The organism is Cerasicoccus sp. TK19100, from assembly GCF_027257155.1.
Classification (GTDB): domain Bacteria; phylum Verrucomicrobiota; class Verrucomicrobiia; order Opitutales; family Cerasicoccaceae; genus Cerasicoccus; species Cerasicoccus fimbriatus.
The window spans coordinates 486,420-510,044 of sequence record NZ_JAPWDU010000006.1; the positions used below are offsets into that span (position 1 = coordinate 486,420).

The window sequence follows — 23,625 nt, forward strand, 5'->3', positions numbered from 1 at the left end:
ATTTCGTCAGCTTTTTTACAACTTCTCGCCGAGAAAAGGGATCGACTTGCGGCGGATGTATAGCACGACGGTGCTTGAAACCCAGGCAATGCATCCAAGCGCAAACAAGCTGCCGTCCTCGTGGCCGCCAGGGTAGTCAAAGGCGATGCCGAGTGGGCCGAGGTGTGCGCCGATGGCCCCGGTCAATGTGGCAATGGCCAGCACCGCACCCAGCCAGGCAAAGCGCGGCCAAAGCAGGCAGACGCCCGCAATGAGCTCTACGACCCCCGAACCGTAGCGCCCAACGGCACCTAGCCCTACCGTGTCGAATATATACACGGTAATCGCGGCACCCGTGAATTTAAAGTACAGCGTTTGCAGGAGGATGGCGGCGGGAATTACTTGGCAAATCCAGCTAATGATGAGGGCGGGTTTAGAGAGGGCGGAGGTGGATGCGTTCATGGGGTCTCTGTCGCACCAGCGCTGAAATGCTTGCAGCAAAAAATGAATGCTGGTGGAAATAAATTTTGTCAGGATTCGTATCATGCCTCGTCGAAGCAGGGCATGAAAGCATTTCGCACGGTTCTCTTTTTCCTGACTGCGGCCTTTATCCTGAGCATGGCTCACGCAGAGTCCGACTCTGCAACGCAAAGTAACTCTCCAGCGCAAAGTTCCTGGTCCGCGCAAAAGCGTCAGGCTGAGTTTAACCTGGAGTCGGGGCAACTCGGCATCGAGGGTTATGACCCGGTGGCCTACTTTAGCGGGGAGCCCAAGGAGGGTAAAAAGCAGCTTAGCTCCGACTACCGGGGGGTGACGTATCGCTTCGCCAATACGGCAAACAAGGCTGCCTTTGATGCCGACCCGGCTAAATACGAACCGGCGTTCGGTGGCTGGTGTGCCTGGGCGATGGCCGACGACGGCAGCAAAGTGAAGATCAACCCCAAGACCTACAAGATCGTCGATGGCCGGTTGTTTTTATACTACAACGGCTTCTGGGGCAACACGCTCAAGGATTGGAATCAGGGCGATGAAGATGCGCTGGTGGAGACGGCGGACGACAATTGGCGGAGCGCGACGAAGTAAGTCGCGGTAACGTAAGTCGGTCTCTTTAGAGGCCGACATGCATGTGGAACCAATATGCGGATGGCTGAAGCCAACCGCGCACGCTAATTACCTAGTAAACGCGTAGACGAAAATATTCACGCCAAGCTGCGTGTAAAAGCGGTGGGCGTAGTCGCTGATCTCGGGCGTATAATAGTAGCGAAACACGCGCCAGTCGCCGCCAGGCTCTTGCACCCAGGCGGGCATGGCTTCCTGCTGGGTGTAGATGACGTCGGTGCGGCCATCTTCGCGGATGGCTTCAAAACGTGTGCCCGTATAAGCCGCCTCGGACAGGCGCTCGGACAAACCTTCGGCTCCTTCGCGAATGCGAAAGCCGATAAAGGTGGTCCACTGGTCCATTTCGTTCTGACCCCAGCCCATGGCGAGGATTGGCATGCAAAGCACGGCCAGGCGTCCGTTGACGTCGAGCCCCATCGCGGAGTAAGTGCCCTGCGGCCACTTTTCGTTGACCACGAAATCGCGCACGGTTTCGGGCAGGACGGCGGCATCGGGCAGGCCCGCGTGAAACGCGCGGAATAGCGAGTGGTCGCGGGGCAGGGCGCGAAAGCGTTCGCCGGGGTAAATGTCGCGGAAGACGGCCTCGATCTCGGGGCTCACGCGCCACTCGGCAAAGCTGTGGCTCTGGCTGTAGGCGGGGTTGGATTCGCGAAGAAAGTCGGCATTGATCCCGGCGTCGATGTAGAGAAAACCGCCACGGTCGAGGAAGCCCTTGAGGTTGTCTTTTTCTTCCTCGGTGAGCTCCCAGTCGGGCCGGTCGCCGAAGTTGACGTAGCATATCGGGTGCTGTAGCAGCTTGGGGTCCGCGAAAGATTCGATGAAAACCGGGTCCAGACTGATATCGAACGTGGTCGAGTCGTTGATGGTCTCAATCAGCGTGGGGAGCGCATCCGGGTAATTACGCTGAAGCAGCGGCCCCTGCACGAGCTGAGTCACCGAAAAGCTGGACATATTCGGTGTCTTGACCACTGCCATCAGCGGCGCAGCCAGGATCAGGGTGGCGATAACGATGATTTGGAAAGCGTTGCGCATGAACAAACGTCGGTTAATCTACGCATTTCGCGAATGAGCGCGACTGTTTTCGATAAACTTTCTTTTGACGTATTTACTCAATTGAAGTTCCGAATCTCTCTGAGGAAAAACGAATGTCGTCACTTATTCCAGGTATGCTTCAATCCGAATAAAGTATTCAGTTCCGTTGCCAGGTGGGGTGAAGCTAACATCGATGTAATCTTGGGATCTTGGACTGATGTTTGTCTCGGTTAGTTCAATCCAAGAGTCTTTTTTCATATCGTGGCTGTAGAGCACTCGATATTTCCGATTGGAGATGTCACGACTAGTCTTAACGCGAAGACTTATCTGACCATTCGTATTTGAAATATATTCATCATCGACCATGAAGTAACTGCGAGGATCGAGTGGATTGCTGCCTGCAACGTATTCACTGTAATCCAATACTCCATCGCCATCGCTATCCGTTGTCCCGTCGGAGACTGAGGTGGATCCTAAATGAACAATTTCCCATCCATCCATTATGTTGTCGCTGTCTGAATCGATGGATTGATAACTAAAGAGGCCATTGATAATCTTATCGAATGTAAGGCGTTCAAAGTCTGCATCCCAGCCGTCAAATACCCAGCCTGGGTTTGTTGTAAAAACCGGAACGTACGCATCAGCCCCATACTGGACCTGCTGGTTTATCTCGCCCCCACCAGTGCGAATCGCTTTATTGCTTAGATTGAAGGTGACAAATAATGGTTGAACCACAAGGTCATAGATGTAAGCGCTGCCGCTCGAAATTGCGTAATCATCATCATTGGGAGAGCCAATGATTGTAGTATCGCCGCAGATGCTAACAGATTGACCAAAATTATCATTCTTTGCAGCGTCACTTGCCATTAGCTTGGTTTTTTCTGACCAGATGTCGTTGTTGCGAATGAACATATATGCGCTACCGCTATCATTGCCATCTTGATACGATCCTACGACCACGATGTCGCCGCTGATACTCACCGATTGCCCGAAGCGATCATCCAGCATACCATCGCTTGGTTCTAGCTTAGCTTGTTCAGTCCAAGTGTCGGCATTACGGACATAAATGTAGGCGCTGCCAGAATCCTTCCAAGGCGCGCTAATTACTGCGGTGTCACCGCTAATACTCACTGAATAGCCAAAGGAGCTGACTACCGGATTCCCATTAGACTCAGCCCGATCGCTTTGTATTAATTCTGCCTGCTGGGTCCAGATGTTATCCTTACGAACAAATACGTAAGCAATACCTTTACCACTGGGCGCTCCTACAATAATGGTATCATCATTTATACCCACTGCGCGGCCAAAAGACGATGACGCTGAGCCACTGGAATTTAGCACTGCCTGCTCAGTCCATTTCCCTTGGCTATCCCTCACATATACGCTAGCATTGAGAAGACTTCCGATAACGGCAGTATTTCCGCTGATACCTACACAATCACCAAAGCCAGTTTGCCATTCCAGCTGATCCGAGGGGGTGATTTTCGCCTGTTCTGTCCAGACTCCATTATTACGCACAAAAATGTAGGCACAGCCAGTGGAATCGTGCCCGGGAGCGCCAATGATTGCGGTATCTCCACTGATATCAATCGAGTAGCCAAATTTGTCACCTTTTTCAGTATCGCTGGCGTTAAGCCTGGCTTCCTCGACCCAGTCTACAACATTTCTAACGTAGACGTAAACGCTGCCGCCAACCACATCTACAGTATTGTCATCCCTGATTGCGCCAACAATTGAAGTGTTTCCACTGATGCTTACTGAGTAACCTGAAGTAGCAATATAGCGCTTGCTACCGGGCACCTTCGTTTCGCTGATTGTTGCCATCGTGGGTTCCACATAATTGGCTGTGATGCTCAGATTGTTTGTAATGTTGCTGTAATCTTGGCCCCATCCGGCAAAGAGCTTTTCTCCGGTGAGAGATAGTGCAGGCGCAATAGCAGTGCCGCCCTCTGGAATCTTTTGAGTAAGATCACCAGCAGCGAGCGTCCCATAATCACCAAGATCGAAAGTTACGTTGTGCTTTGCCAGATATTCGGCGGTAATTGTCATGTCGCTCGTTACGACATCAAAGTCCTTATCCCATCCATTAAAATGCCAATCTGCTTGGGGTAGTAATTTAGGTTCAATGGCGCTACCAAGACCTATTACTTGCTGTGTCAACTCGCCATCTGCCAGCACACTTTTATCATCTAAGTCGAAGACGACGGAGTATGGTGATTCGTCATCATGAATGGTAATTACTTTTGTGTCGGTGCTATGCTCGACAGTGGTTGCGCTGATCGTAACTTCTCGAGCGCCTTGCGCGACATTATCATCTTCAACACTGACAGAAAACTCGACCGATTTCTGGCCCGCCGGAATTGTAACCATTGCCGGGAGATTTAGCAGTGGGTCGGCAGAGAGGATAACATCGAGATCGTCGCGTGGCGTAATATCGATACTTATAGTTGCTGGGTTGATGCCGTGGCCTTCGAGTATATCGTCGATCGCGATCGTGAGGATTGGGTCTTCCAAGATCGCATCGATACGAATGTTGTCCCAATCACGATCTTTATCGGGAGTGCCATACGATTCAAACTGTTGGAATTTAATTTGTAAGTTCGTTCCGAAATCAAAATTAGGATCGTAAGTATTGCGAATCTCTTCACGTTTAGCGGTTAAATCAATTGTGTATGAGGTGAGGCTGGTAACCTTTAGCTCTGCCCCACTGATTATTGTATACCATGTCGATCCATCTATGCTTATAGATACACCATCACCCTTGTATTTACCTGAGAAGGTGATAGGCAGTTCGTTTTCTACATCTTCGGTATTGGCCTGTTGAAAACTCAATTCGGCAGATATCACCTTAGATAGATCAACCGTGAGTACTGATTCGTTAAGAGAGTCAGTGGTATGGTAGCTATCCATGCGTAATCGTCCATCAACTATTTGTATGCGTCCGACATTAATATCTGCATAGTGACGCCATTTTTCATAGTCGATACCATCTGAAAAGTCTTCCACGTAAATGGTTTCGGCTAGGGAATCGGATATGGATAGCCCGAAAATAAATACCAATTGGAGGTAGCTAAAAATTATCAACCGCATGTGCATAATTATATGATGATCTGGGAATACATACCGTCTCATATTAGTATTGTCAGTCAAGTGTGTTTACTCCGCTTGATGGCTGCCCCGATAAGCCACGACTGCGCCATCTCGAATCGAAAATTCTGGCGATACTAGTAAAGACTGGCTGTGTTTAATTTTATCTTTTCTATGTCTGGTCCCACCTTGACGTCGGTTTGCAGGGTGAAATGAGCCCATATTTTTTGGTGGTGATTGACTGGGAAACGTTGCACTTCTTGTTGAAAAACACTTATCACTCGGTGATCGGAATATGAGTCTCTGGATACCTCGCTCTGTGGAGATGATGCTCGAGGTGACGGTGTAGTAATGCTTTTCAATATTTCCGATGCTGTATCAGGGCAGAAATTAACGACTTAAATGCATTCAACCATATTCCGAGTCTGCTCAGTGTCACTTAGGCTTCTAGAACATAGAGCAATATCTATCAAGTAACATAAGGCCGGGAAGTTGGAGCGTTGATTGAAGTGAACTCTGACAAAAGTCGAATTTAGCACAAGAAACCCCGGCCAATGTTGACCGGGGTTTGCTAAAGAAGTTCGTTGCGGAGTGCGTGGTTTTACCGACGACGCCGATAAACCGCGAGCGTCAGCGCGCCCAAACCGGCGAGCAGTGCGTAGGTTTGGGGCTCGGGGACTTGTTCCAATGTGATGGATTGGATCGTGCCAGAGACGTTGTTTGAGGCGGAGACACCTACCCAGCCAATCGATGTCGGGTTGCCGCTGGTGTATGTGTAGGTGCTGCCGATCGCACCGCCGTTGAGGTCGAGCTGGGTGTCGTTGTAAAACGCATCCACGGTCCACTGGGCCACGGTGGTGTCTAGAACGAGCTTATACTCGAAGTCTGTCACGTCGAAGCCGCCTTGCGAAATGAGGTCGGAACTGGCGGCTCCGCCAGCGCGGACATTGATCTCGCCATTGTTGCGCATGAATGCCCAGGGCTGCCCTTCGCTAGTGCCGGTTTGGTAAAGGCCGGAATTGCTGGAAGTGGGAAAGTTCTCCGCAAAGCCAAAACCAATCCAAGTGGTGCCAACGGTAGAGTTGAGTGTGTAGTGAACGGTGAGCTCGTAGATGCCGGGGTTGGTGTCAAAGTAGTTTGCGCCCAATTCGATGCCCGCCATGCCATTGAGGGAAGACAAGGAGCCGTAGCCGGCGGCACCGTCGGTAATCTGCCAGCCGTAGCCCGGGCTGCCGGAATAGCCTACCCAGTCGTTGGGCCCGGTTGTTGGGGTGCGTCCGTTGAGGGCACCAGTCACGTCAGTCCCGAAATCGTCGAATACGAGAACGGTTGCGGTGGCGCTCGTGGCAGCAGCCAGCAAAAGCGTTGAAGTCAGCAAGGGGATCGAAAGCTTCATAGGGTTCATCATGATCTCGAACGGGTGGTTCGTCAATTTTAGACAAAGGAAATTTGCGCAATCGGTCTTTACCTGATCAGTAATGAAAAACCCCGGCCAGCGCTGACCGGGGTTCTTGGCAAGAAGATACTTAGAATTTCCAAACTGCGTCCAGCGTGATGCGGTTTTGCATCAGGTTGTGGCTGGTTTGGGTCAGAGGAATTTCAAAAGCGGCACCGAGCTCTATCGATTCCATCGGGGTGATGCGGAAGCCAATGGCACCGGTGACAATGGCACTGTAAACATTGGAGTTAGACGCCCCGAAATTGACCAGATCACCGCCCTCGAAGTTAACGATGGCTGGGACTGCGCCACCAGCTTGCGGGCTGAAGCGTGATGCGCCATTGCCGGGATTAATCACTTGAAGGTAATTCACTTCGACCAAAGGGTGAAACATGTCGAAGAAGCTATAGCTGGCGTGTGCGCTGGTGAAGAATGAGCTGCTACCGTTGCTATTTGTCGAAATGATGAAGCCGGTTTCGGTACTTAGCTGAAAGTCGTCCCAGGATTTCAGCACGCCAACCGATGGGGTTATCGAGTAGTATTTGCCGCCTTGCCACACGTCAGTGTTACCAGTGGGAAGCTCTAGGATTGCTTGGCCGCTGACAACCAACTCTTCAGCCGGATCGTAGATGAATGCGTACTTTAAACCGGCTGCCAGGTTGGCGAAACCACTGGCGTTGACGAGGGTGTTATCGGGGTTGAATACGATATAGCCATCTTTTGCAGCAACCAGTGAGAGGCGCTCGTTAAGGGCGAGTTCTGCCTGTACCGCGTATAGTTGGAAATTGCCTCCCAAGGGCACATCGCCGAGTTGGGTGCTGATCGAGCTCGGCATGTTTTGGTAGAGGAAGATTGGGTGAATCTGTGTTTGGGGAAGGGCGGAGTCGAAGTAAACTGGGTTGGTAATTGGGCGAATTGTGTTCGCGAATGCCGCCTCTTCAGCATTGGAGATGTTGGTTGCAAAAAGGCCGCAGATGGCAGCCATGGCTACTTTATTGGAGTATGCTATTTTACGCATTATTAGTCAGACTTGAGTTAGGTTTTCTTTTATTCGTTTTGGGTTGGTTCGTAGTCAGGCGGGCTATTTAAGCCATAGTAACAATCGTCTTTCGGACACTGGGATTTAGTTCCTATATAGCGCATTTTTGATATTATTTTTGCGCAATGTGAAAGGTGGCCCATGGCCGACAGGGCTGATCGCTAAAGGAAATGGGGTCTTTCAGGCTTGATTGCTTCTTGGGAAGGCTATGTGCCTTAAAAGGACTGGTTCATTCAGTCCTGGATGAAAAAGCGGGCACAGAAAAACCCCGGCCATTGCTGACCGGGGTTTGAAATGCGATGGTTGTGAACCGTGGGCTTAGCCCTTGGTGGCTTCGTCGAGGACGCCTCTTATTCAAGGAATGCGTCAATACGGACGAAATAAAGCGCGCCTTCTCCGGGGAGATCCAAGGTGACTTGAGTTTCGTTCCCGCTGCTGGGCGCCGTCACTGATCCAGGCACTTCGATCCATGAGCCGGGGGACATGTCCGGGCTGTAGAGCACGCGGTAGCGGCGGTTGGCCAGGTCGTCATTGGAATTAAAGCTCAGCGTGATTCGGCGATCCTGCGCACTAAACTCCTGCTGCTTGACTTTGAAGTAGTCAGTGCGGCTTGCTGGATCACTCCCCGCGAGGAATTCGTCATAGTCCGATTGTCCATCGCCATCCGTGTCGATCGCGCCATCGGTGTTGTTGATCGCGCCGAGGTGGACAATTTCCCAGCCATCCGGGATGTTGTCGCCGTCGGCGTCCGTAGCGTCATAGCTGAAGAGCCCGTTGATGGACAGATCTGTTATCACCTTGCTAAAGTCGGTATCCCAGCCATCGAAGACCCAGCCGGCATTAGGGGTGAGGGCAGGTGCGTTGGCTGCGGTTCCGACGACGACGAGTTGGCTGAGCTCGCCGCCGCCAGTGCGAAGGGCTTTGTCGGCCAAGCTGAACGTGACATCGACGGGCGGGACAGCCAGATCATAAATATAAGCACTGCCGCCAGCTGTTCCTCCATAGATTGCCCCAATGATCGCAGTATCGCCACTGATGCTAACGCTGTTGCCAAAAAGGTCGCCCACCTCAGCATCACTGGCGGTTAACTTAGCTTGCTGGGTCCATACTTCATTACTTCTGCTAAATACATAACTGCTACCACTATCGCCTCCTGCGTCATCGTTAGTAAGCGCCCCGACTATAGCCTTGTCTCCGCTGATGGACACGCTAACACCGAAAGCGTCTCCTCGCCCGGCATTACTGGCGGTTAGCTTAGCTTGCTCCGTCCATACGTCATTGGTTCGGGTAAAGACATAGGCGCTGCCGCTTTCGCTTACAATGCCGTTGCCATTCACCGCCCCTATAATGACTGTATCGCCACTGATGCTCACGCTGCGGCCAAAAAGGTCGCCAGTCTCAGCATCACTGGCGGTTAGCTTCGCTTGTTCGGTCCAGATACCATTGTTTCGGACAAAAATATAGGCGCTACCACTAGAGTTGCCTGCGTCATCGTCATTGAATGCTCCGATTATGATCGTATCACCGCTGATGGACACACTAACACCGAAAGCGTCGTATGTCGCGGCGTCACTAGCGGTGAGCATGGCTTGCTCAGTCCAATTTTCATTGGATCTGATATAGACGTATACACTGCCGATATCCGACAGCGTGTGACTTCCATAGTCTGCACCAACAATCGCTGTGTTGCCACTAATGCTCACGCTGCTACCGAAATAATCACCGGATTCTGCATTACTGGCGGTTAGCTTCGCTTGTTCGGTCCAGATACCATTTCTTCTGGTGTAAACATATGCGCAACCGAAGTTATTGTTTGTGTCACTGCCTTTAGCGGATCCGATTATTGCGGTATCGCCACTGATGCTAACACTTCTGCCGAAATAAGCTTCCGCTGATGTATTACTGGCGGTGAGCTTAGCTTGCTCGGTCCATGCGCCATTGGTTTTGCTGAATATATAGGCGCTGCCGGAATTGTTGCCTGCATCGTCGTCGCCCCAGGCTCCTACTATAGCGGTATCGCCACTGATATTTACGCTTTCGCCGAAAGAATCTCCAGTTGTACCATCGTAGGCAGTCAATTTTGTCTCGAGGGTTCCGGCTCGATCTACTTCCAGGTAGGTAGCGGTAATGATTTTATCGCTATTTACGTCGTTGAGGCTTTCATCCCAGCCAGCGAATGCCCAGCCATTGGCCACAGAAATTTCGGGAGGAATCGCCGTGTGGCCATCAGTCACCGTTTGAACTAGCTGACCAGAAAGGAGCGCGCCATGTTCACCCAGATTAAAGGTCACGTCATGGATAGGTATATACTCTGCGGTGACGGATAAATTTTTGCTAACCGAAGAGAAATCTAGGTCCCATCCTACGAAATACCAACCTTCAGAAGCAGCGATAATCGGTTCTTCTGCTGGCCCTTCAGTGTAGATCAATTGAACAAGCTCGCCACCTCCTGTTCTTTGTCCTTTTCCATCGAGATCAAAAGTTATCGTTATTGGCTCAACGGCCAAATCATAGATGTAGGCGCTGCCGCTAGAGGGTCCCAAATCATCGTCCTGTTCCGCTCCGATTATTGCCGTATTCCCGCTGATGCCCACGCTATACCCGAAATAATCTGTACTAGCGGCATCGCTCGCAGTGAGCTTGGCTTGCTCCGTCCACACTCCATTGCTTCTGGTGTAGTAATAGGCGCTGCCGCTATTGCTTCCGGCATCGGCGTTTCCATATGCGCCGACAACTGCCGAGTCGCCACTGATGCTCACACTGAGACCAAAAAAATCTATGGATGCGGCGTCACTTGCAGTTAGTTTGGCTTGTTCGATCCACACACCATTCTCGCGTTTGAAAACATAGGCGCTGCCGCTACTGCCGCCTGCATCGTCATCCCTATATGCCCCGATGATCGCGGTATCGCCACTGATGCTCACGCTGCGCCCAAAATAATCTCCTGGTGCGGTGTCACTTGCAGTTAGTTTTGCTTGCTCGATCCACACACCATTCGTCTTGGTATAGACATAAGCTTGGCCCCCATCATTTCCTGCAATAAAGTCTTCAGGAGCCCCTACGATTGCCGTGTTGCCACTGATGCTAACACTGGTTCCGAAATAATGGTCTGTGGCGGCATCACTGGCGGTTAGCTTGGCCTGCTCAGTCCAAATGTCGCCACTTCTTGTAAAGACATAAGCACTGCCACTGTTTTCGCCAGCATCATCATCCGCGTATGCTCCGATGATCGCAGTGTCGCCGCTAATGCTTACACACCATCCGAAAAGATCATCAGCTGCAGCATCACTGGCGGTTAGTTTGGCTTGTTCGGTCCATACGCCATTGGTTCTCGTAAAGACATAGGCGCACCCACTAATGTATCCTCCGATTACGTGATAGTATGCTCCAATGACTGCCGTATCGCCGCTGATGGTAACGCTATTGCCGAAATACTCAGCAGTTGATATATCACTGGCGGTTAGTTTGGCTTGCTCAGCCCATATGCCATCAGTCCTGATATAGATATAAGCGCTTCCGCTATCGGATACTGTATTGTCGTCACGCATCGCCCCAATGATTGCTGTGTCTCCAGAGATGCACACACTACTGCCGTAGCGATCATCACTGGCGCCATCATTCGCGGTTAATTTATCCTCGAGTATGCCCGCAATCTCTGCGTCCAAATACTGCGCGGTTATGGTGATGTCTCCACTGATTTCGTTCAGGCTCTGATCCCAGCCTTGAAATGCCCAGCCATCCGTAACCGAAATATCGGGAGGAACTGCTGAGCCCAGATCGCGAACCGTCTGCACCAACTGGCCGGCAGCTAAGGAGCCGTGTTCACCTAGGTCAAAGCTTACCGTATGTCCAGGTAGGTATTGTGCGGTGATGACTGTATCTTCAGTGATCGAAGTCAGGTCATGGTCCCAGCCATCAAAAATCCAGCCTGATTCGACTTCGATTGTTGGCGCAATGACCCTTTGGCCGTCGACGATGTTTTGCGTCAACCCCCCGCCACCTATTCGCTGCCCAATGGTATCTAGTTCAAAAGTAACCGTGTGTAGTGGCAAATATTGTGCGGTGACGGTGAGGTCCTCAGTTATAAGCGAGAAACCGACATCCCAACCGGTGAAATGCCAGCCCTCAAGCGGATTGAAAAGTGGTTCTACCGCGACGCCAGGCACGATGATTTGTTGGTTGAGTTCTCCACCTCCGGTGCGTATCCCTTTGCCAGCTAAATCAAAGATTACCGTCGCGGGTGGTACCGCGATGTCAATGGCATAGGTGCTGCCGCTGAAGCTTCCCGCATCGTCGTCTGCGTATGCACCAACGAGAGCAACGTCGCCACTTATGCCTACGCTGGAGCCAAAACGATCATCCGCTGCAGCATCGCTGGCGTTTAGCTTGGCTTGTTCAGTCCAAACGCCATTGCTTCTTCGATAAACATAGGCGCTGCCGCTTGAGATGCCAGCATCATCATCCGTGAATGCACCGACGATTGCGGTGTCGCCGCTGATGCTCACACTACATCCGAAACGATCATCAGTTGCAGCATCACTGGCAATCAGTTTGGCTTGTTGACTCCACACACCATCATTCTCGTGGAACACGTAGGCGCTGCCGCTGTTCGATACTGGACCGTCGCCTCCAAGTCCCCGGACAATTACAGTATTATCGCTAATGCTCACGCTTCCGCCTAGCCCGCCGCCAGAAGCACTATCGCTAGCGGTTAGTTTGGCTTGTTCCGTCCAAACATCATTGCTTCTCCTAAAGACATAGGCATTGTTTGAACCACCTGTTGATACAGCTGCAGTATCTCTACTGATGCTCACTGCGTAACCGAATCGATCATCATTTGCAGCATCGCTGGCAATTAGTTTTGTTTGCTCCAGCCAAACCCCATTTCGCCGATTAAAAATGTAGGCGCTCCCTCCATCGATTCCTTCGTGATAATCCGAGTAAGCCCCGATGATTGCTGTATCGCCACTTACGCATACGCTGTGTCCGAAGTAATCGCTTCGAGCGCCATCGCTGGCCGTCAGCTTGGCTTGCTCGGACCATACGCCGTTTTCTCTTATAAATACATAGGCGCTGCCACTATTTCTTCCCATATCATCGTCGTAATACGCACCTATGACAACCGTATCTCCGCTGATGCTCACACTCTGGCCGAAATTATCCTCCCCAGCTGCATCACTTGCCGTCAGCTTGGCTTGTTCAATCCATACGCCATTTTGTTTGGTAAAGATATATGCGCTGCCGGAATCGTAACCCCCATCTTTGTTTCGATAAGCTCCAATAACAGCCGTATCGCCGCTGATGCTTAGGCTACTGCCAAATGAATCAGTTGCAGCAGCGTCACTCGCGGTTAGTTTATACTCCAGTATGCCTGCCAAGGCTGCGTCCACATAGGTTGCTGTTATGGTAAGATCTCCGGAGATATTATTGAGACTGTGATTCCAGCCAGAAAACGCCCAGCCGTTCTCTACTGAGACACCTGGTGGGATTACGGCGCTTCCCGCTAGAACGCGTTGAACTAGATCGCCAGCAATTCGCGTTCCGTGCTCACCTAATTCAAAGGTGACGGTGTGGATTGGCAAATAAAGTGCGTCAATCGTAGTGTTGGCGATAATGGGCGACAATGATTGATCCCAGCCCAGGAACTCCCAATCAGGATCGACAGTAATAACCGGCTCTACTGCCGGCTGTCCCCAAGTAATGGTTTGCACGAGGTCGCCGCTGTCCAGTGTGGCGTTGTCACCCAAAACAAAGGTGACGGTGTAGGTGATCTCATCATCATGGACGGTGAGGTTGTGGATGCTGCTAGTGTGGTCGGTCGCCGTGGCGGTGATGGACGCGCTGCGATCTCCCTGAACAGCGCCATCGTCGACAATGGAGAAAGTGAAATCCGCCGAGTTCTGACCGGATAGGATGGTGACGCTGGCAGGTAAGCTAAGGAATGAATCGCCAGCCAAGCTAACCACTAGATCCGCATCCGGCGCAATGTCGACGTTTAGCGTGGCGGGGATGTTTGTCGCGCCTTCCAGAAATTCTGTCCCGGCAACAATGGAGAGGGCTGGGGTCAGTATGGCGTCGATTACGATGTTGTCCCATTCCCGACCATCGGTGGAAGAAGCGTAGTTATCGTATTGCTGGAACTTGATCTTGAAGTCTGTAGTAAAATCAAAGGTGGCATCGTAGCTACTGCGGATGGCGTCGCGTTTTGCGAGCAGGTCGACATTATAAGTTGTCAGGCTGCTAACGTTCAGCTCCGACGCGTTGAGATAGTATACCAAGTTACCCCATCGGCGCTGATGGCCACGCCGTCGCCATTGTCATGCCCGCTGAAGGAAGCGGGGAGGGTGTGTTCTTCGTCCAAAGTGTCGATCTGCTGGAAGCTGAGGCTGGCGGCAGTCGCCCCGGCCAAGTTGACTGTCAGGATGGCTTCGTTGAGCGAGTAGTTGCTGTTGGTAGTGACATCCATCCGCATTCGGCCGCTGGCGACCTGGATGCGACCGTAGGTTGAGGATGATTTATAATACTCCCAGCCCTCGGTTGGTAAGCCTGAGGAGAAGTCCTCGGAGACGATGGTTTCCGCGCGCAGGGCGGCAGCGCATACCAAAAGCATGAGCCAGATGAAAAAAATGCGGACGTTCGAGATATGGCTGTGGCTCATGTAATAGATCAGAAGCTGCTTAGAGAATCTTTACGATGGCAGGCGAGTCAACGATTATACGTATGCGTCCGCGTCACATTAAGGTGGCTGCTATGCAAAATTATTGTCCTGGATCAGGCATTCCCGGTGTACGGGTGATATCGGTTTATCACCCTATGGCTCTGATTGGACGCGAGGGCTAACCTGCGCAGAGAAATTGCCGCAGCCGTTCCGGGTCCGACCGTACGAGTGTGTCCAAAAGGCATTGGGATCGTTTTTCAAAAAGCATTACCATCGTTCTCGGAAAACGATTATGATCTGTTGCGAAAAACGATCGTAATGTGTTTGGGCAACACATGGTAATGTGTCACCCCAAGAGATCCTAATGTGTTGTTCCAACAGATGGTAATGTGATGCCTCAAGACATTCCCTTGTGTTGTTGAAAATGATAGTAATGCTTTCCCGGCGAAACGGCACTGAATCTGGGCGAATATCCGGTAACGCGGGGGAGCCTCTGTATCCCAGCCAAAGAAAAACCCCGGCCATTGCTGACCGGGGTTTGAAATGCGATGGTTGCGAACCGTGGGCTTAGCCCTTGGTGGCTTCGTCGAGGATGTCGCCCAAGGAGGTCATTTGACCACTGTCCTGGATGCGGTCGAAGGCAGCAACTTCGGCGGCGAGCTGGTCGCTGTCGTAGGCAGCAGCCTTGATCGACAGGCCTACGCGGCGCTCTTCGATGTCGATCTTGATAACGCGGGCGGAAACTTCCTGACCTTCGTCGAGGACGTCCTTGATCTTCTCCACGTGATCTTCGGCGATCTGGCTGATGTGAACCAGGCCGTCGATGCCGTGCTCGAGCTCGATGAACGCACCGTAGCCGGTGAGCTTGGAAACCTTGCCCTGCACGATGTCGCCGATCTTGAAGTATTGCTCGATGTTGTCCCATGGGTCTTCCATGAGCTGCTTCATGCCGAGGGAGATGCGCTGGTTGTCGCTGTCGACGTCGAGGACGATGGCGTTGATCTCGTCGCCCTTCTTGACCACTTCACTCGGGTGGTTGACCTTGCGGGTCCAGGACATGTCGGAGACGTGAACCATACCGTCGATGCCTTCTTCCAGCTCGACGAATGCGCCGTAGTTGGTGAGGTTACGCACCTTGCCGCGAACGCGGGCGCCGGCCGGGTAGTTGTGGCGAGCCATATCCCAGGGATTCGGCTCGAGCTGGCGGACGCCGAGGCTGATCTTCTGCTCGTCCTTCTGGATGCCCAGAACAACGGCTTCGATCTGATCGCCCACCTTGAGCACTTCGCTCGGCTTGTTGATGCGCTTGGTCCAGGACAGCTCGGTGACGTGCACGAGGCCTTCCACGCCTTCTTCCAGCTCAACGAATGCGCCGTAAGGGACGAGGTTAACGACCTTACCAGCAACCTTGGCGTTGACCGGGTACTTGTGCTCGATGTTGTCCCAAGGATTGGAAACGGTCTGCTTGAGGCCGAGGGAAACACGCTCGCGGTCGCGGTCCACTTCGATGATCATGACGTTGATCTCTTCACCCACCTTGAGCATTTCGCTCGGGTGGCTGATGCGACCCCAGCTCATGTCGGTGATGTGGAGGAGGCCGTCGAGACCGTCGAGGTCGATGAACGCGCCGTAGTCGGTGATGTTCTTGACGGCGCCACGGCGGACGTCGCCCGGCTTCACTTCTTCGAGGAGCGTGCGGCGCTTTTCGAGGCGCTGCTCTTCGATCAGCTCGCGACGCGAAACGACGATGTTGCGGCGCTCGGTGTTGATCTTAACGATCTTAAAGTCGTAGGTTTGGTGCAGGTATTGATCCAGGTTCTTCGGGGGCTGGATGTCGATCTGCGATGCCGGCAGGAAGGAGTCGACGCCAATGTTGACGATCAGACCGCCCTTGACCTTAGCCTTCACGCGGCCAGGAACGATGGAGCCTTCTTCGCACTGGTTGACGATGTTTTCCCAGTTCTTCTTTTGCTCGGCCTTGTCGAACGAGAGGATGGGGTTGCCTTCCTTGTCTTCGACCTTTTCGACGTAGACTTCGATCTCGTCGCCGATGGACAATTCACCGATGTCCATGAACTCGTTGGCGTTGATCGAGCCTTCGCTCTTGCCGCCGATGTCGACGATAACTTCGTTGGCGCGGATTTCGGTGATGCTGCCCTTAACGATGGCGTGGGGAGCGAGGTTTGCGAAGCTGCTTTCTGCAAGCAGCTCTTCCATTAATGAACTCATATGGTAGGTATATGGATAGCGAGTCTAGCGCGTGCGCTGGACCCGGGTTGACGGTTATGTTGTTGGTTTATTGGTCTTTCATGCCTGAGCGGGAAACCCACTTTGGCGCAAAGTGAAGAAAACACAGGTTTTCGGGGCAAAAGGCAAGCGCGAAAAGCCACGCAAAATCGTGTGATCCAACGGCTGGCACGTGACTTGCAAATTATAGGACTGAGTGGGCTTCGTTTGCCGACTCCTCATTATGTTACAGCAGACACGATCTCTTCAACGCAGCAGTCAGTCCAACGAAAAGGCCTCGCCGAAGTCCCGGGCCTCGCGGGTCGTGGCCAACATCATGGACGACTGCATCCGCATTCCTGGAACTGATTGGCGTATCGGACTCGACCCAATCATAGGCCTCATCCCGGGGTGGGGCGACAGCGCGGGTGCCGCAGCGGGGGGCGTCATCCTCTGGGCCGGTCTGCGAGAGGGTTTGCCGACGATCGCCCTTATGCGAATGGGCGTTAATGTGGTCATCAATACCGTGTTTGGCGCGATACCGGTGTTGGGGGACCTTTTTTCAGCTTGGTTTAAATCTAACCGCCGGAACTATGATATTTTGCAAAAGCATATCGGTCAAAAGCGCCGTCCAAAGGCAATAGATTATGGCGTGGTGATCGGTTTTGCCGTCATCGTGGTGGCCATGTTGGCAGCTATTATCTGGTTTTCGCTGGAGCTGATTAACGCCGCGCTGACGATGCTGGGCTTCTAAATTGAGCTGCAAAATGCGGTATTTGACCGTTAAGCTCAATGCAGATTGCATCAGGCGTCACTGGGCTTGTCATTGGCGGGAAAATTGCTGATCTTCTTGGCGTTATGTCGCGCCGTCGCTGCTGCCTTGCGTTTGTCCTCGCCCTGCTGATCGTTTCGCTGGGCATGTTTTCTGGCTGCGCAGACTCCATCCTCATGGGAGGCAAGACCAAGGATGAAAAAGTCGAGGGCATGCGGGTGACTTATCATCAGCTGCGGCTGCGGGTCCGCTCGCTCGTGAACCCAATGACGGGGATGGTGGTCGATACGGCGGACCAGATTATTGCCGAGTCGGACGATCCTGAGGTTCGCCGCGCGGCGCTGGAGTGGAAGATTGCCACCGTGCCGGCTCTGCGCGAATCGCTGTTTGAGACATATCCTCAGATTGCGCTGCTGGATACCTGGGCGCTGAGCTACCAGATGATGGACTACTTCGAGACCGGGCCCGGCGCGCGCGATTTTAAGTCCTACGCGCCAATGGGCTACGATGTCGCGCTGAGAATTAATGAGCGGATGGCCAAGTTTTTCGCTGATGTGGACGATACCAATTCGCCGGACGGAACGGAGCTCGAACGCGCGCACGATTTGATCGAAGAATGGGCGCACAATCACCCGGTCAACGGCAGCTTCGACTCCCGCGAGAACATCACCAATAAGTCCACCGAAATGACGCTGGAGCTTGGCATGTCGATGAGTGACGCGGTCGACGCGATGGTCACGACCGTGGGAGACCTTAGCCACAAGCTGGATGTCTACAGCGACCAGATTCCGAACCAAATGCGCTGGGAGGCCGAGCTATTCGTCGAACAGTCTGGCCAGCACTACCATGTCCAAGAAACCTTTGACCGCATGCCGGGGCTCATGGACGCCAGCACCGAAACGTTGGAGCAGGTGAGCGTGACGATGGATGAGATGCCCGGCCTGATTTCCCGGGAGCGCGAGGTGGCGCTGCGTGAGTTTCGCGAGACAAGCGAGCTGGCCCTTGGTCGCCTGAGCAGCGAGCGCAAAGCCGTCATGGCTCAATTTACCAACGAGCGCATTGCGGTGATGAACGGCTTGGACAAGGCCCGCATCGCGATCACCAACGACTGGATTGCGCAAGTGGACAAGTTTGAGGAGGTCATCAGCACGGAACGGAAGCATTTCATCGCGGACGTAGAGCAAGTGCGCGTCCGCCTGATTCAGGATGCTTTCCGCCGCATTTTAATGATACTGGCGATTATCGCAACTTACCTGACCTTCATGACAGTGGGCGTTCTGTGGTTTCTGGACCGCAGGGTTTGGAGCCATCGGCGAGCTGCGCTTCAGAATCCCGGTTAAGTCTGCGGGACCAGTCACGAGGCGAAGTCTCGATTTCTAAAAACGAACTTTGGCTCAAATCATCCGTGTCGGGTCGAGTGCCTGATCGATTTGGGCTTCTTCCATGAGCTGCTCGTCGAGGAGGATATCCTTGAGCGTTTTGCCTTCCTTGAAGGCGCGCTTGGCGACATGGGCGGCCTTGTCGTAGCCGATGAAGGGGTTCAGTGCGGTGACGAGCATCAAGCTGCGCTCGACCAGCTCCTGGCAGACTTTGGTGTTTGGCGTGATGTCGTCCACGCATTTGTCAGCAAAGGTGCGGGCGCCGTTGCTGAGGCAGGTCACGCTCTCATGTAGGCAATGGGCGATGAGCGGGATCGTGACGTTGAGCTCGAAGTGGCCGTCGCGCCCGGCCATGGCGACAGTGTTGCTATGGCCCATCACATACATGCAGACCTGCACGAGCATCTCGCTCATGACGGGGTTGACCTTGCCTGGCATGATGCTGGAGCCCGGCTGCGTCGGCGGCAGGCTAATTTCGCCCAGGCCGCTGCGGGGGCCGCTGCCGAGCAGGCGAATATCGTTGGCAACCTTGGTCAGGCTGGCCGCGATCGTGGTTAAAATCCCGGCGACTTCCACGCAGTCGTCGCGCGCGGCCTGCGCCTCAAAGTGGTTCTCGGCCTCGCGGAAGCCGATGCCGGTTTCCTCCGCCAAGATCGCGCAGACCTTGCCCGAAAATTCAGGGTGGCAATTGAGGCCCGTGCCGACGGTGGTGCCGCCAATGGCGAGCTCTTCCAGGCGGTCGATGCACTCTTCGGCGCGGACGACGGCCTTGGCCAGCTGGTGGGCATAGCCGGAAAACTCCTGCCCGAGCGAGACAGGGGTGGCGTCCATCAGGTGCGTGCGGCCGATTTTGATGACGTCGGCAAATTCCTTGGCCTTTTCGTCCAGCGCGTGGTGTAGGTGCTTAAGTGCGGGCACGAGGTTTTCCTTGATCGAAACCGCGAGCGAAACATGGAGCACCGTCGGCACAATGTCGTTGGAGGATTGGCCGAGGTTGACGTCGTCATTCGGATGGACCGGGTCCTTTCCGCCAATGGGTTTGCCCGCCAGTTGCGCTGCGCGGTTGGCGACGACTTCGTTGAGATTCATGTTGGACGAGGTGCCGCTACCGGTCTGAAAAACGTCCACCGGGAAGTGCTCGCTGAGCTTGCCCTCGGCTACCTCGGCGCAGACTTGGCGGATGTAGTCGGCCTTCTCCTTGGAGAGGCGGTCGAGCTGTTCATTGGCCGTCGCGCAGGCGGCTTTGACGATGCCCAACCCGCGGATAAAGCCCTCGGGCATCGACCGTCCACTGATGGGAAAGTTCAGCACCGCGCGCTGCGTCGAGGCGCCGTAAAGTGCGTCTTCGGGCACCTCCATGGCGCCCATTGAGTCTTTTTCGATGCGCATAATATACAATGTGGTCTTTTCTGCCGTAATTCGCAAGCGCGGCGATGGAAACAGTTTTGGGACAACGCTATTTTTAACCACGAAGGACACGAAGCGCACAAAGCGTTGTGGCAACTCGTTTAAACTCACGCCAAGACCCAAAGACCCCAAGATAATTTCGTATGCTAAGAAACTTGGGGTCTTTGGGTCTTGGCGTGAAATTAACAACAGCTCGTTGGCCTCCGTGCGCTTCGCGTCCTTCGTGGTTAAAAATCACGCTTCTCAGGTTATTTGCCCCTCTGTTAAAAATCTCCCTGGCTAACCCCGCGTTTGACAAAACGGCGCGAATCCCAACGCTGTGCCGGATCATGGCAGTCCTTGATTACGAACCATTGGTCTTTAAACCGCGTCCCACGGGGGATGCGCCGCTGTCGGCTATTCAGGAGGAAATCCTGAAGCTGAAGCAGGAGCGCAACGCCGTCATCCTCGCGCACAATTACCAGATCGACGCTATCCAGCAGGTGGCCGATTACGTGGGCGATTCGCTGGGGCTGTCCTACAAGGCCGAGGAGGCTGATGCCGATGTGATCGTCTTTTGCGGCGTGCACTTCATGGCCGAAACCGCGAAAATCGTCAACCCCGGCAAAACCGTGCTCCTGCCGGAGATGGACGCAGGTTGCTCGCTCTCGGACAGCTGTCCGCCGGAAAAGCTCAAGGCCTACCAGGACGCCAATCCCGGCCTCTACACCGTGGCCTACATCAACTGCTCGGCCGGCGTGAAGGCGCTGAGCGACGTCATTTGCACCAGCGGCAACGCCATGAAAATCGCCGACCGCATCCCGGCCGACCGCGAGATCCTGTTCGTGCCCGACCAAAACCTCGGCCAGTGGGTCAGCAAGCAGCTTGACCGCCCGATGCGTCTGTGGCCCGGGAGCTGTTACGCGCACGTTCTGTTCACCACCCGCGCCATTGAGAAGGTGAAGCTCAAGTTCCCCGGCGCGCCCGTCGTCGCGCACCCCGAGTGCGTGGAGGCCGTCCGCGACCTGGCCGACGAAGTTTGCTCGACCGAAAAGATGGTCGGCTTTTGCAAGAGCCACCCGTCGGACACGATCATCGTCGTCACCGAGACAGGCATGATCCACCGCCTCCAGCGCGAGATTCCGGAGAAGACCTTCGTCGCCGGCCCCACGGACACGTGTGCGTGCAACGACTGCCGCTACATGAAGATGAACACCGTGGAAAAACTCCGCGACTGCCTGCGCGACATGTCCCCCGAAATCAAGATGGACGAGCAAGTCCGCCAAGCCGCCTATGCTCCGATTAAGCGCATGCTGGAGTGGTCGAAGTAGGGGGTGGGGATGTCGCGATCAGTAGCTGTATTGGTCGTTGTGATCATCTTGCTGGGAATGATTCCAGAGGCACTCGTAATGAGTGGTAGGGGTGACCTTCAGTTGTTGGCAATAGTCTGTAATTTAGCCACATCCTTATTGATCATCGGATTTTGCGGATATGCATTTTTGCATGCAAAACGTTACACACCAGTTGAGGATAAGCGAAAGAAATGGCTTTTGGCCATTGTTTTCATGAATGTCTTTGGCGCTCTTCTTTATTTTCTTACGGAATATCAGAAATACAGAATTTCGAGAAATTTTTCAGTTTCCTGAACCAGAGTTTATCAGCGTCATGATGTAGGGCTCGCGCTCGCGCGATGCCGCCATTGCCTCACGCCCAGCAGGATGCGGCATCGCGCAAGCGCGAGCCCTACATCAATACGTGGTGGACTAAATTGCCTCACCGCCTATACTTATCTGCGTAGTAGGAGCCGGGCTTGGCATGGCTTTTTCGTAGGCGCGCCAGACGACGAGGCCGTTATTTTAACCAACCTCTTCTCTCTAAATAGAGTAACACATTGCCCAGAATTACTGGCAAACCGGTTGTATAAGTAATGGTCCATAGCGTGATCTTAATGGCTTCGCTCCAATCATCGGGTATGGTGAGTAATAGGATAACGCTGAGAAAGAGAAGGACATGGATGATTTTCCAAGCAACTTTGGCTACTCTTTCTAGTTTACTGATATCCACTCTAGTCATGCCTCCTTACCTCCGTGTCCTCTATGGTTAAATAACATACCATGCCTCAACGCATAGCCTCAACGCTGATACTTATCCGCGTAGTAGGAACCCGGTTTCGCGGTGGCTTTTTCGTAGGCGCGGCTGACGACAGGGCCGTCGTCTTCGAGGATGACTTGCCAGTGCTGCGGCAGGAGAAAGAAGTCGACGAAGTCCGGGTAGCGGCAGGCGATTTCCCAGAGGCTGCGCAGCTCAAGATTTTCCGCTTCGTTAGGGCTGAGTTCGCTGTCCTGCGCGCCGAGGAACCACCCCGAGGCGTGCTCCTTGGGGGCGTCTAGGCGGTCGATAAACAGCTTGTTGCGCACCTCGAAATCGCGAATGCAGATGATCGATGAGCCCAAGTGGCACTCCAGCATCTCGACGCCAAAGCTGTCGCACACGTAGCGTTGACGAAGGATCAGGTTGAGCGCGTCAGAGCAGTCTGGCTGGAATTCGATGGGCGACTTGCCAGGGGCGGGCGCGAGGATTTGCAGCTCACCGTCGAAGTCTTCGATCTTAAACTGCATCCAGCCAAACTGTAGGTATTGCTCGGCCTCAAACTTGGCCCCCGCCTCGAACTGCGTGTCGATAAAACGAGCGAGCGACATGGCAATCTGGCTAATCGCCGTAGGGGCGGAAAAAGTGGGTTTTTTCATTTGGGTTCCATTTTTCACCATGAAGGACACGAAGCGAACGATGGCCAGAGTGCCGTTAATTTCTCCCGCAGTGACGCAGAGGCGCAGGGATCTTTTAGGAATAACTGCCTCAGCGCCTCTGCGTCACTGTGGGAAAGAATTCCGATGCCTTCTAGCTCTGTGCTTTTCGTGTCCTTTGTAGTTAAACTGAGTTTTAATGGCTATCCTACCACTACTTGGCCTTCTTCTTGGCCAGCTTGCAGATGTGTTCGAACTCGGCCTTGGTGACGGGGTTAATGGACAAGCGGTTGCCGCGTTGGACGACGCGCATTTCCGCGAGCTTGTCTTCGGACTTGAGCTCATCGAGGGTCACGGTGCGCGGGAAGGTGTCGACGTATTTGACGGGCACGCGGACCCAGCGCGGGTTTTCGGGCGAGGCTTTTTCGTCGTAGTAGTTGCTCTTTTTGTCCCAGGCGAGGGGGTCTGGCTCGGGCTCTCCCGCTACCTCGGCCAAGCCCACCACACCGGGAGGCGTGGTGTTGGAGTGGTAGAAAAGGATCTGGTCGCCGACCTGCCACTCGTCGCGCATGAAGTTACGCGCCTGGTAGTTGCGAATGCCGTCCCAGGGCTCGGTGCCGTTGGGGCAGTTCTTGAGGTCCTCGATGGAGAAGACGTCGGGCTCGGATTTGATTAGCCAGTATTTGCGGGGCATGATGGTGAGAAGATTAAAGGAAAAAGATTAAAAATTAAAGTGTGGCGAGGTGTGGATACGATTGAAGCAACT

At 53.5% G+C, this 23,625-nt stretch carries 15 protein-coding genes; 4 read left to right on the top strand and 11 right to left on the bottom strand.

The annotated features are described in order from the left end of the window. Positions 1-15 precede the first annotated feature (15 nt). Positions 16-441 (bottom strand): hypothetical protein, encoded by a 426-nt coding sequence (locus O3S85_RS17080; RefSeq protein ID WP_269542020.1) that lies wholly within the window; start codon positions 439-441, stop codon positions 16-18. 102 nt (positions 442-543) lie between these two features. Between O3S85_RS17080 and O3S85_RS17085 the strand changes: the two genes are divergently transcribed. Continuing rightward, a complete protein-coding gene (locus tag O3S85_RS17085; RefSeq protein WP_269542021.1) occupies positions 544-1,062 on the top strand; it encodes a YHS domain-containing (seleno)protein in 519 nt (172 codons plus the stop codon). Positions 1,063-1,149: 87 nt separating this feature from the next. Here O3S85_RS17085 and O3S85_RS17090 read toward each other — a convergent pair whose 3' ends face one another. The 7 genes from O3S85_RS17090 to rpsA all read right to left on the bottom strand — a co-directional run bounded on the left by O3S85_RS17090 (position 1,150) and on the right by rpsA (position 16,581). After that, the gene (locus O3S85_RS17090) at positions 1,150-2,130 is read right to left on the bottom strand and encodes a DUF4159 domain-containing protein (RefSeq protein WP_269542022.1); all 981 of its coding nucleotides are present in this window, start codon (positions 2,128-2,130) and stop codon (positions 1,150-1,152) included. Between the two features lie 123 nt (positions 2,131-2,253). Continuing rightward, positions 2,254-5,136: an InlB B-repeat-containing protein gene (locus O3S85_RS17095; protein WP_269542023.1), complete on the bottom strand. Its 2,883-nt coding sequence runs from the start codon at positions 5,134-5,136 to the stop codon at positions 2,254-2,256. Between the two features lie 682 nt (positions 5,137-5,818). After that, positions 5,819-6,613: a PEP-CTERM sorting domain-containing protein gene (locus O3S85_RS17100; protein WP_269542024.1), complete on the bottom strand. Its 795-nt coding sequence runs from the start codon at positions 6,611-6,613 to the stop codon at positions 5,819-5,821. Between the two features lie 130 nt (positions 6,614-6,743). Beyond that, positions 6,744-7,673 (bottom strand): transporter, encoded by a 930-nt coding sequence (locus O3S85_RS17105; protein ID WP_269542025.1) that lies wholly within the window; start codon positions 7,671-7,673, stop codon positions 6,744-6,746. A gap of 371 nt (positions 7,674-8,044) precedes the next feature. Then, a complete protein-coding gene (locus tag O3S85_RS17110; protein WP_269542026.1) occupies positions 8,045-13,972 on the bottom strand; it encodes an FG-GAP repeat protein in 5,928 nt (1,975 codons plus the stop codon). After that, positions 13,942-14,352 (bottom strand): hypothetical protein, encoded by a 411-nt coding sequence (locus O3S85_RS17115; RefSeq protein WP_269542027.1) that lies wholly within the window; start codon positions 14,350-14,352, stop codon positions 13,942-13,944. Before O3S85_RS17115 ends, O3S85_RS17110 begins: the two co-directional genes overlap by 31 nt. A gap of 567 nt (positions 14,353-14,919) precedes the next feature. After that, the gene (gene rpsA, locus O3S85_RS17120) at positions 14,920-16,581 is read right to left on the bottom strand and encodes a 30S ribosomal protein S1 (RefSeq protein ID WP_269542028.1); all 1,662 of its coding nucleotides are present in this window, start codon (positions 16,579-16,581) and stop codon (positions 14,920-14,922) included. A 241-nt stretch (positions 16,582-16,822) separates the two neighbouring features. Here rpsA and O3S85_RS17125 point away from each other — a divergent pair, with 241 nt between their 5' ends. Continuing rightward, positions 16,823-17,332, top strand: coding sequence for a DUF4112 domain-containing protein (locus O3S85_RS17125; protein WP_269542029.1), 510 nt, complete (start codon positions 16,823-16,825; stop codon positions 17,330-17,332). Positions 17,333-17,370: 38 nt separating this feature from the next. Continuing rightward, positions 17,371-18,690: a hypothetical protein gene (locus O3S85_RS17130; protein ID WP_269542030.1), complete on the top strand. Its 1,320-nt coding sequence runs from the start codon at positions 17,371-17,373 to the stop codon at positions 18,688-18,690. A gap of 54 nt (positions 18,691-18,744) precedes the next feature. Here O3S85_RS17130 and O3S85_RS17135 read toward each other — a convergent pair whose 3' ends face one another. Further along, positions 18,745-20,118 (bottom strand): class II fumarate hydratase, encoded by a 1,374-nt coding sequence (locus O3S85_RS17135; RefSeq protein WP_269542031.1) that lies wholly within the window; start codon positions 20,116-20,118, stop codon positions 18,745-18,747. Between the two features lie 344 nt (positions 20,119-20,462). Between O3S85_RS17135 and nadA the strand changes: the two genes are divergently transcribed. Next, positions 20,463-21,446 (top strand): quinolinate synthase NadA, encoded by a 984-nt coding sequence (nadA, locus tag O3S85_RS17140; protein WP_343218964.1) that lies wholly within the window; start codon positions 20,463-20,465, stop codon positions 21,444-21,446. 801 nt (positions 21,447-22,247) lie between these two features. Here the strand turns inward: nadA and O3S85_RS17145 are convergent. Both O3S85_RS17145 and O3S85_RS17150 read right to left on the bottom strand, forming a co-directional pair. Next, positions 22,248-22,862 carry an immunity protein Imm33 domain-containing protein gene (locus O3S85_RS17145; protein ID WP_269542033.1) on the bottom strand — a complete coding sequence of 205 codons (615 nt, stop codon included), beginning with the start codon at positions 22,860-22,862 and terminating at the stop codon, positions 22,248-22,250. Between the two features lie 211 nt (positions 22,863-23,073). Then, positions 23,074-23,553, bottom strand: coding sequence for an EVE domain-containing protein (locus O3S85_RS17150; RefSeq protein WP_269542034.1), 480 nt, complete (start codon positions 23,551-23,553; stop codon positions 23,074-23,076). Positions 23,554-23,625: the final 72 nt, after the last annotated feature.

Coding starts and splice junctions, on each gene's coding strand:
- O3S85_RS17145 (WP_269542033.1), bottom strand. CDS start 22,862: ATGAAAAAACCCACTTTTTCCGCCCCTACGGCGATTAGCCAGATTGCC.
- O3S85_RS17150 (WP_269542034.1), bottom strand. CDS start 23,553: ATGCCCCGCAAATACTGGCTAATCAAATCCGAGCCCGACGTCTTCTCC.
- O3S85_RS17105 (WP_269542025.1), bottom strand. CDS start 7,673: ATGCGTAAAATAGCATACTCCAATAAAGTAGCCATGGCTGCCATCTGC.
- O3S85_RS17135 (WP_269542031.1), bottom strand. CDS start 20,118: ATGCGCATCGAAAAAGACTCAATGGGCGCCATGGAGGTGCCCGAAGAC.
- O3S85_RS17130 (WP_269542030.1), top strand. CDS start 17,371: ATGCAGATTGCATCAGGCGTCACTGGGCTTGTCATTGGCGGGAAAATT.
- O3S85_RS17080 (WP_269542020.1), bottom strand. CDS start 441: ATGAACGCATCCACCTCCGCCCTCTCTAAACCCGCCCTCATCATTAGC.
- rpsA (WP_269542028.1), bottom strand. CDS start 16,581: ATGAGTTCATTAATGGAAGAGCTGCTTGCAGAAAGCAGCTTCGCAAAC.
- O3S85_RS17090 (WP_269542022.1), bottom strand. CDS start 2,130: ATGCGCAACGCTTTCCAAATCATCGTTATCGCCACCCTGATCCTGGCT.
- O3S85_RS17100 (WP_269542024.1), bottom strand. CDS start 6,613: ATGAAGCTTTCGATCCCCTTGCTGACTTCAACGCTTTTGCTGGCTGCT.
- O3S85_RS17115 (WP_269542027.1), bottom strand. CDS start 14,352: ATGAGCCACAGCCATATCTCGAACGTCCGCATTTTTTTCATCTGGCTC.
- O3S85_RS17125 (WP_269542029.1), top strand. CDS start 16,823: ATGTTACAGCAGACACGATCTCTTCAACGCAGCAGTCAGTCCAACGAA.
- O3S85_RS17085 (WP_269542021.1), top strand. CDS start 544: ATGAAAGCATTTCGCACGGTTCTCTTTTTCCTGACTGCGGCCTTTATC.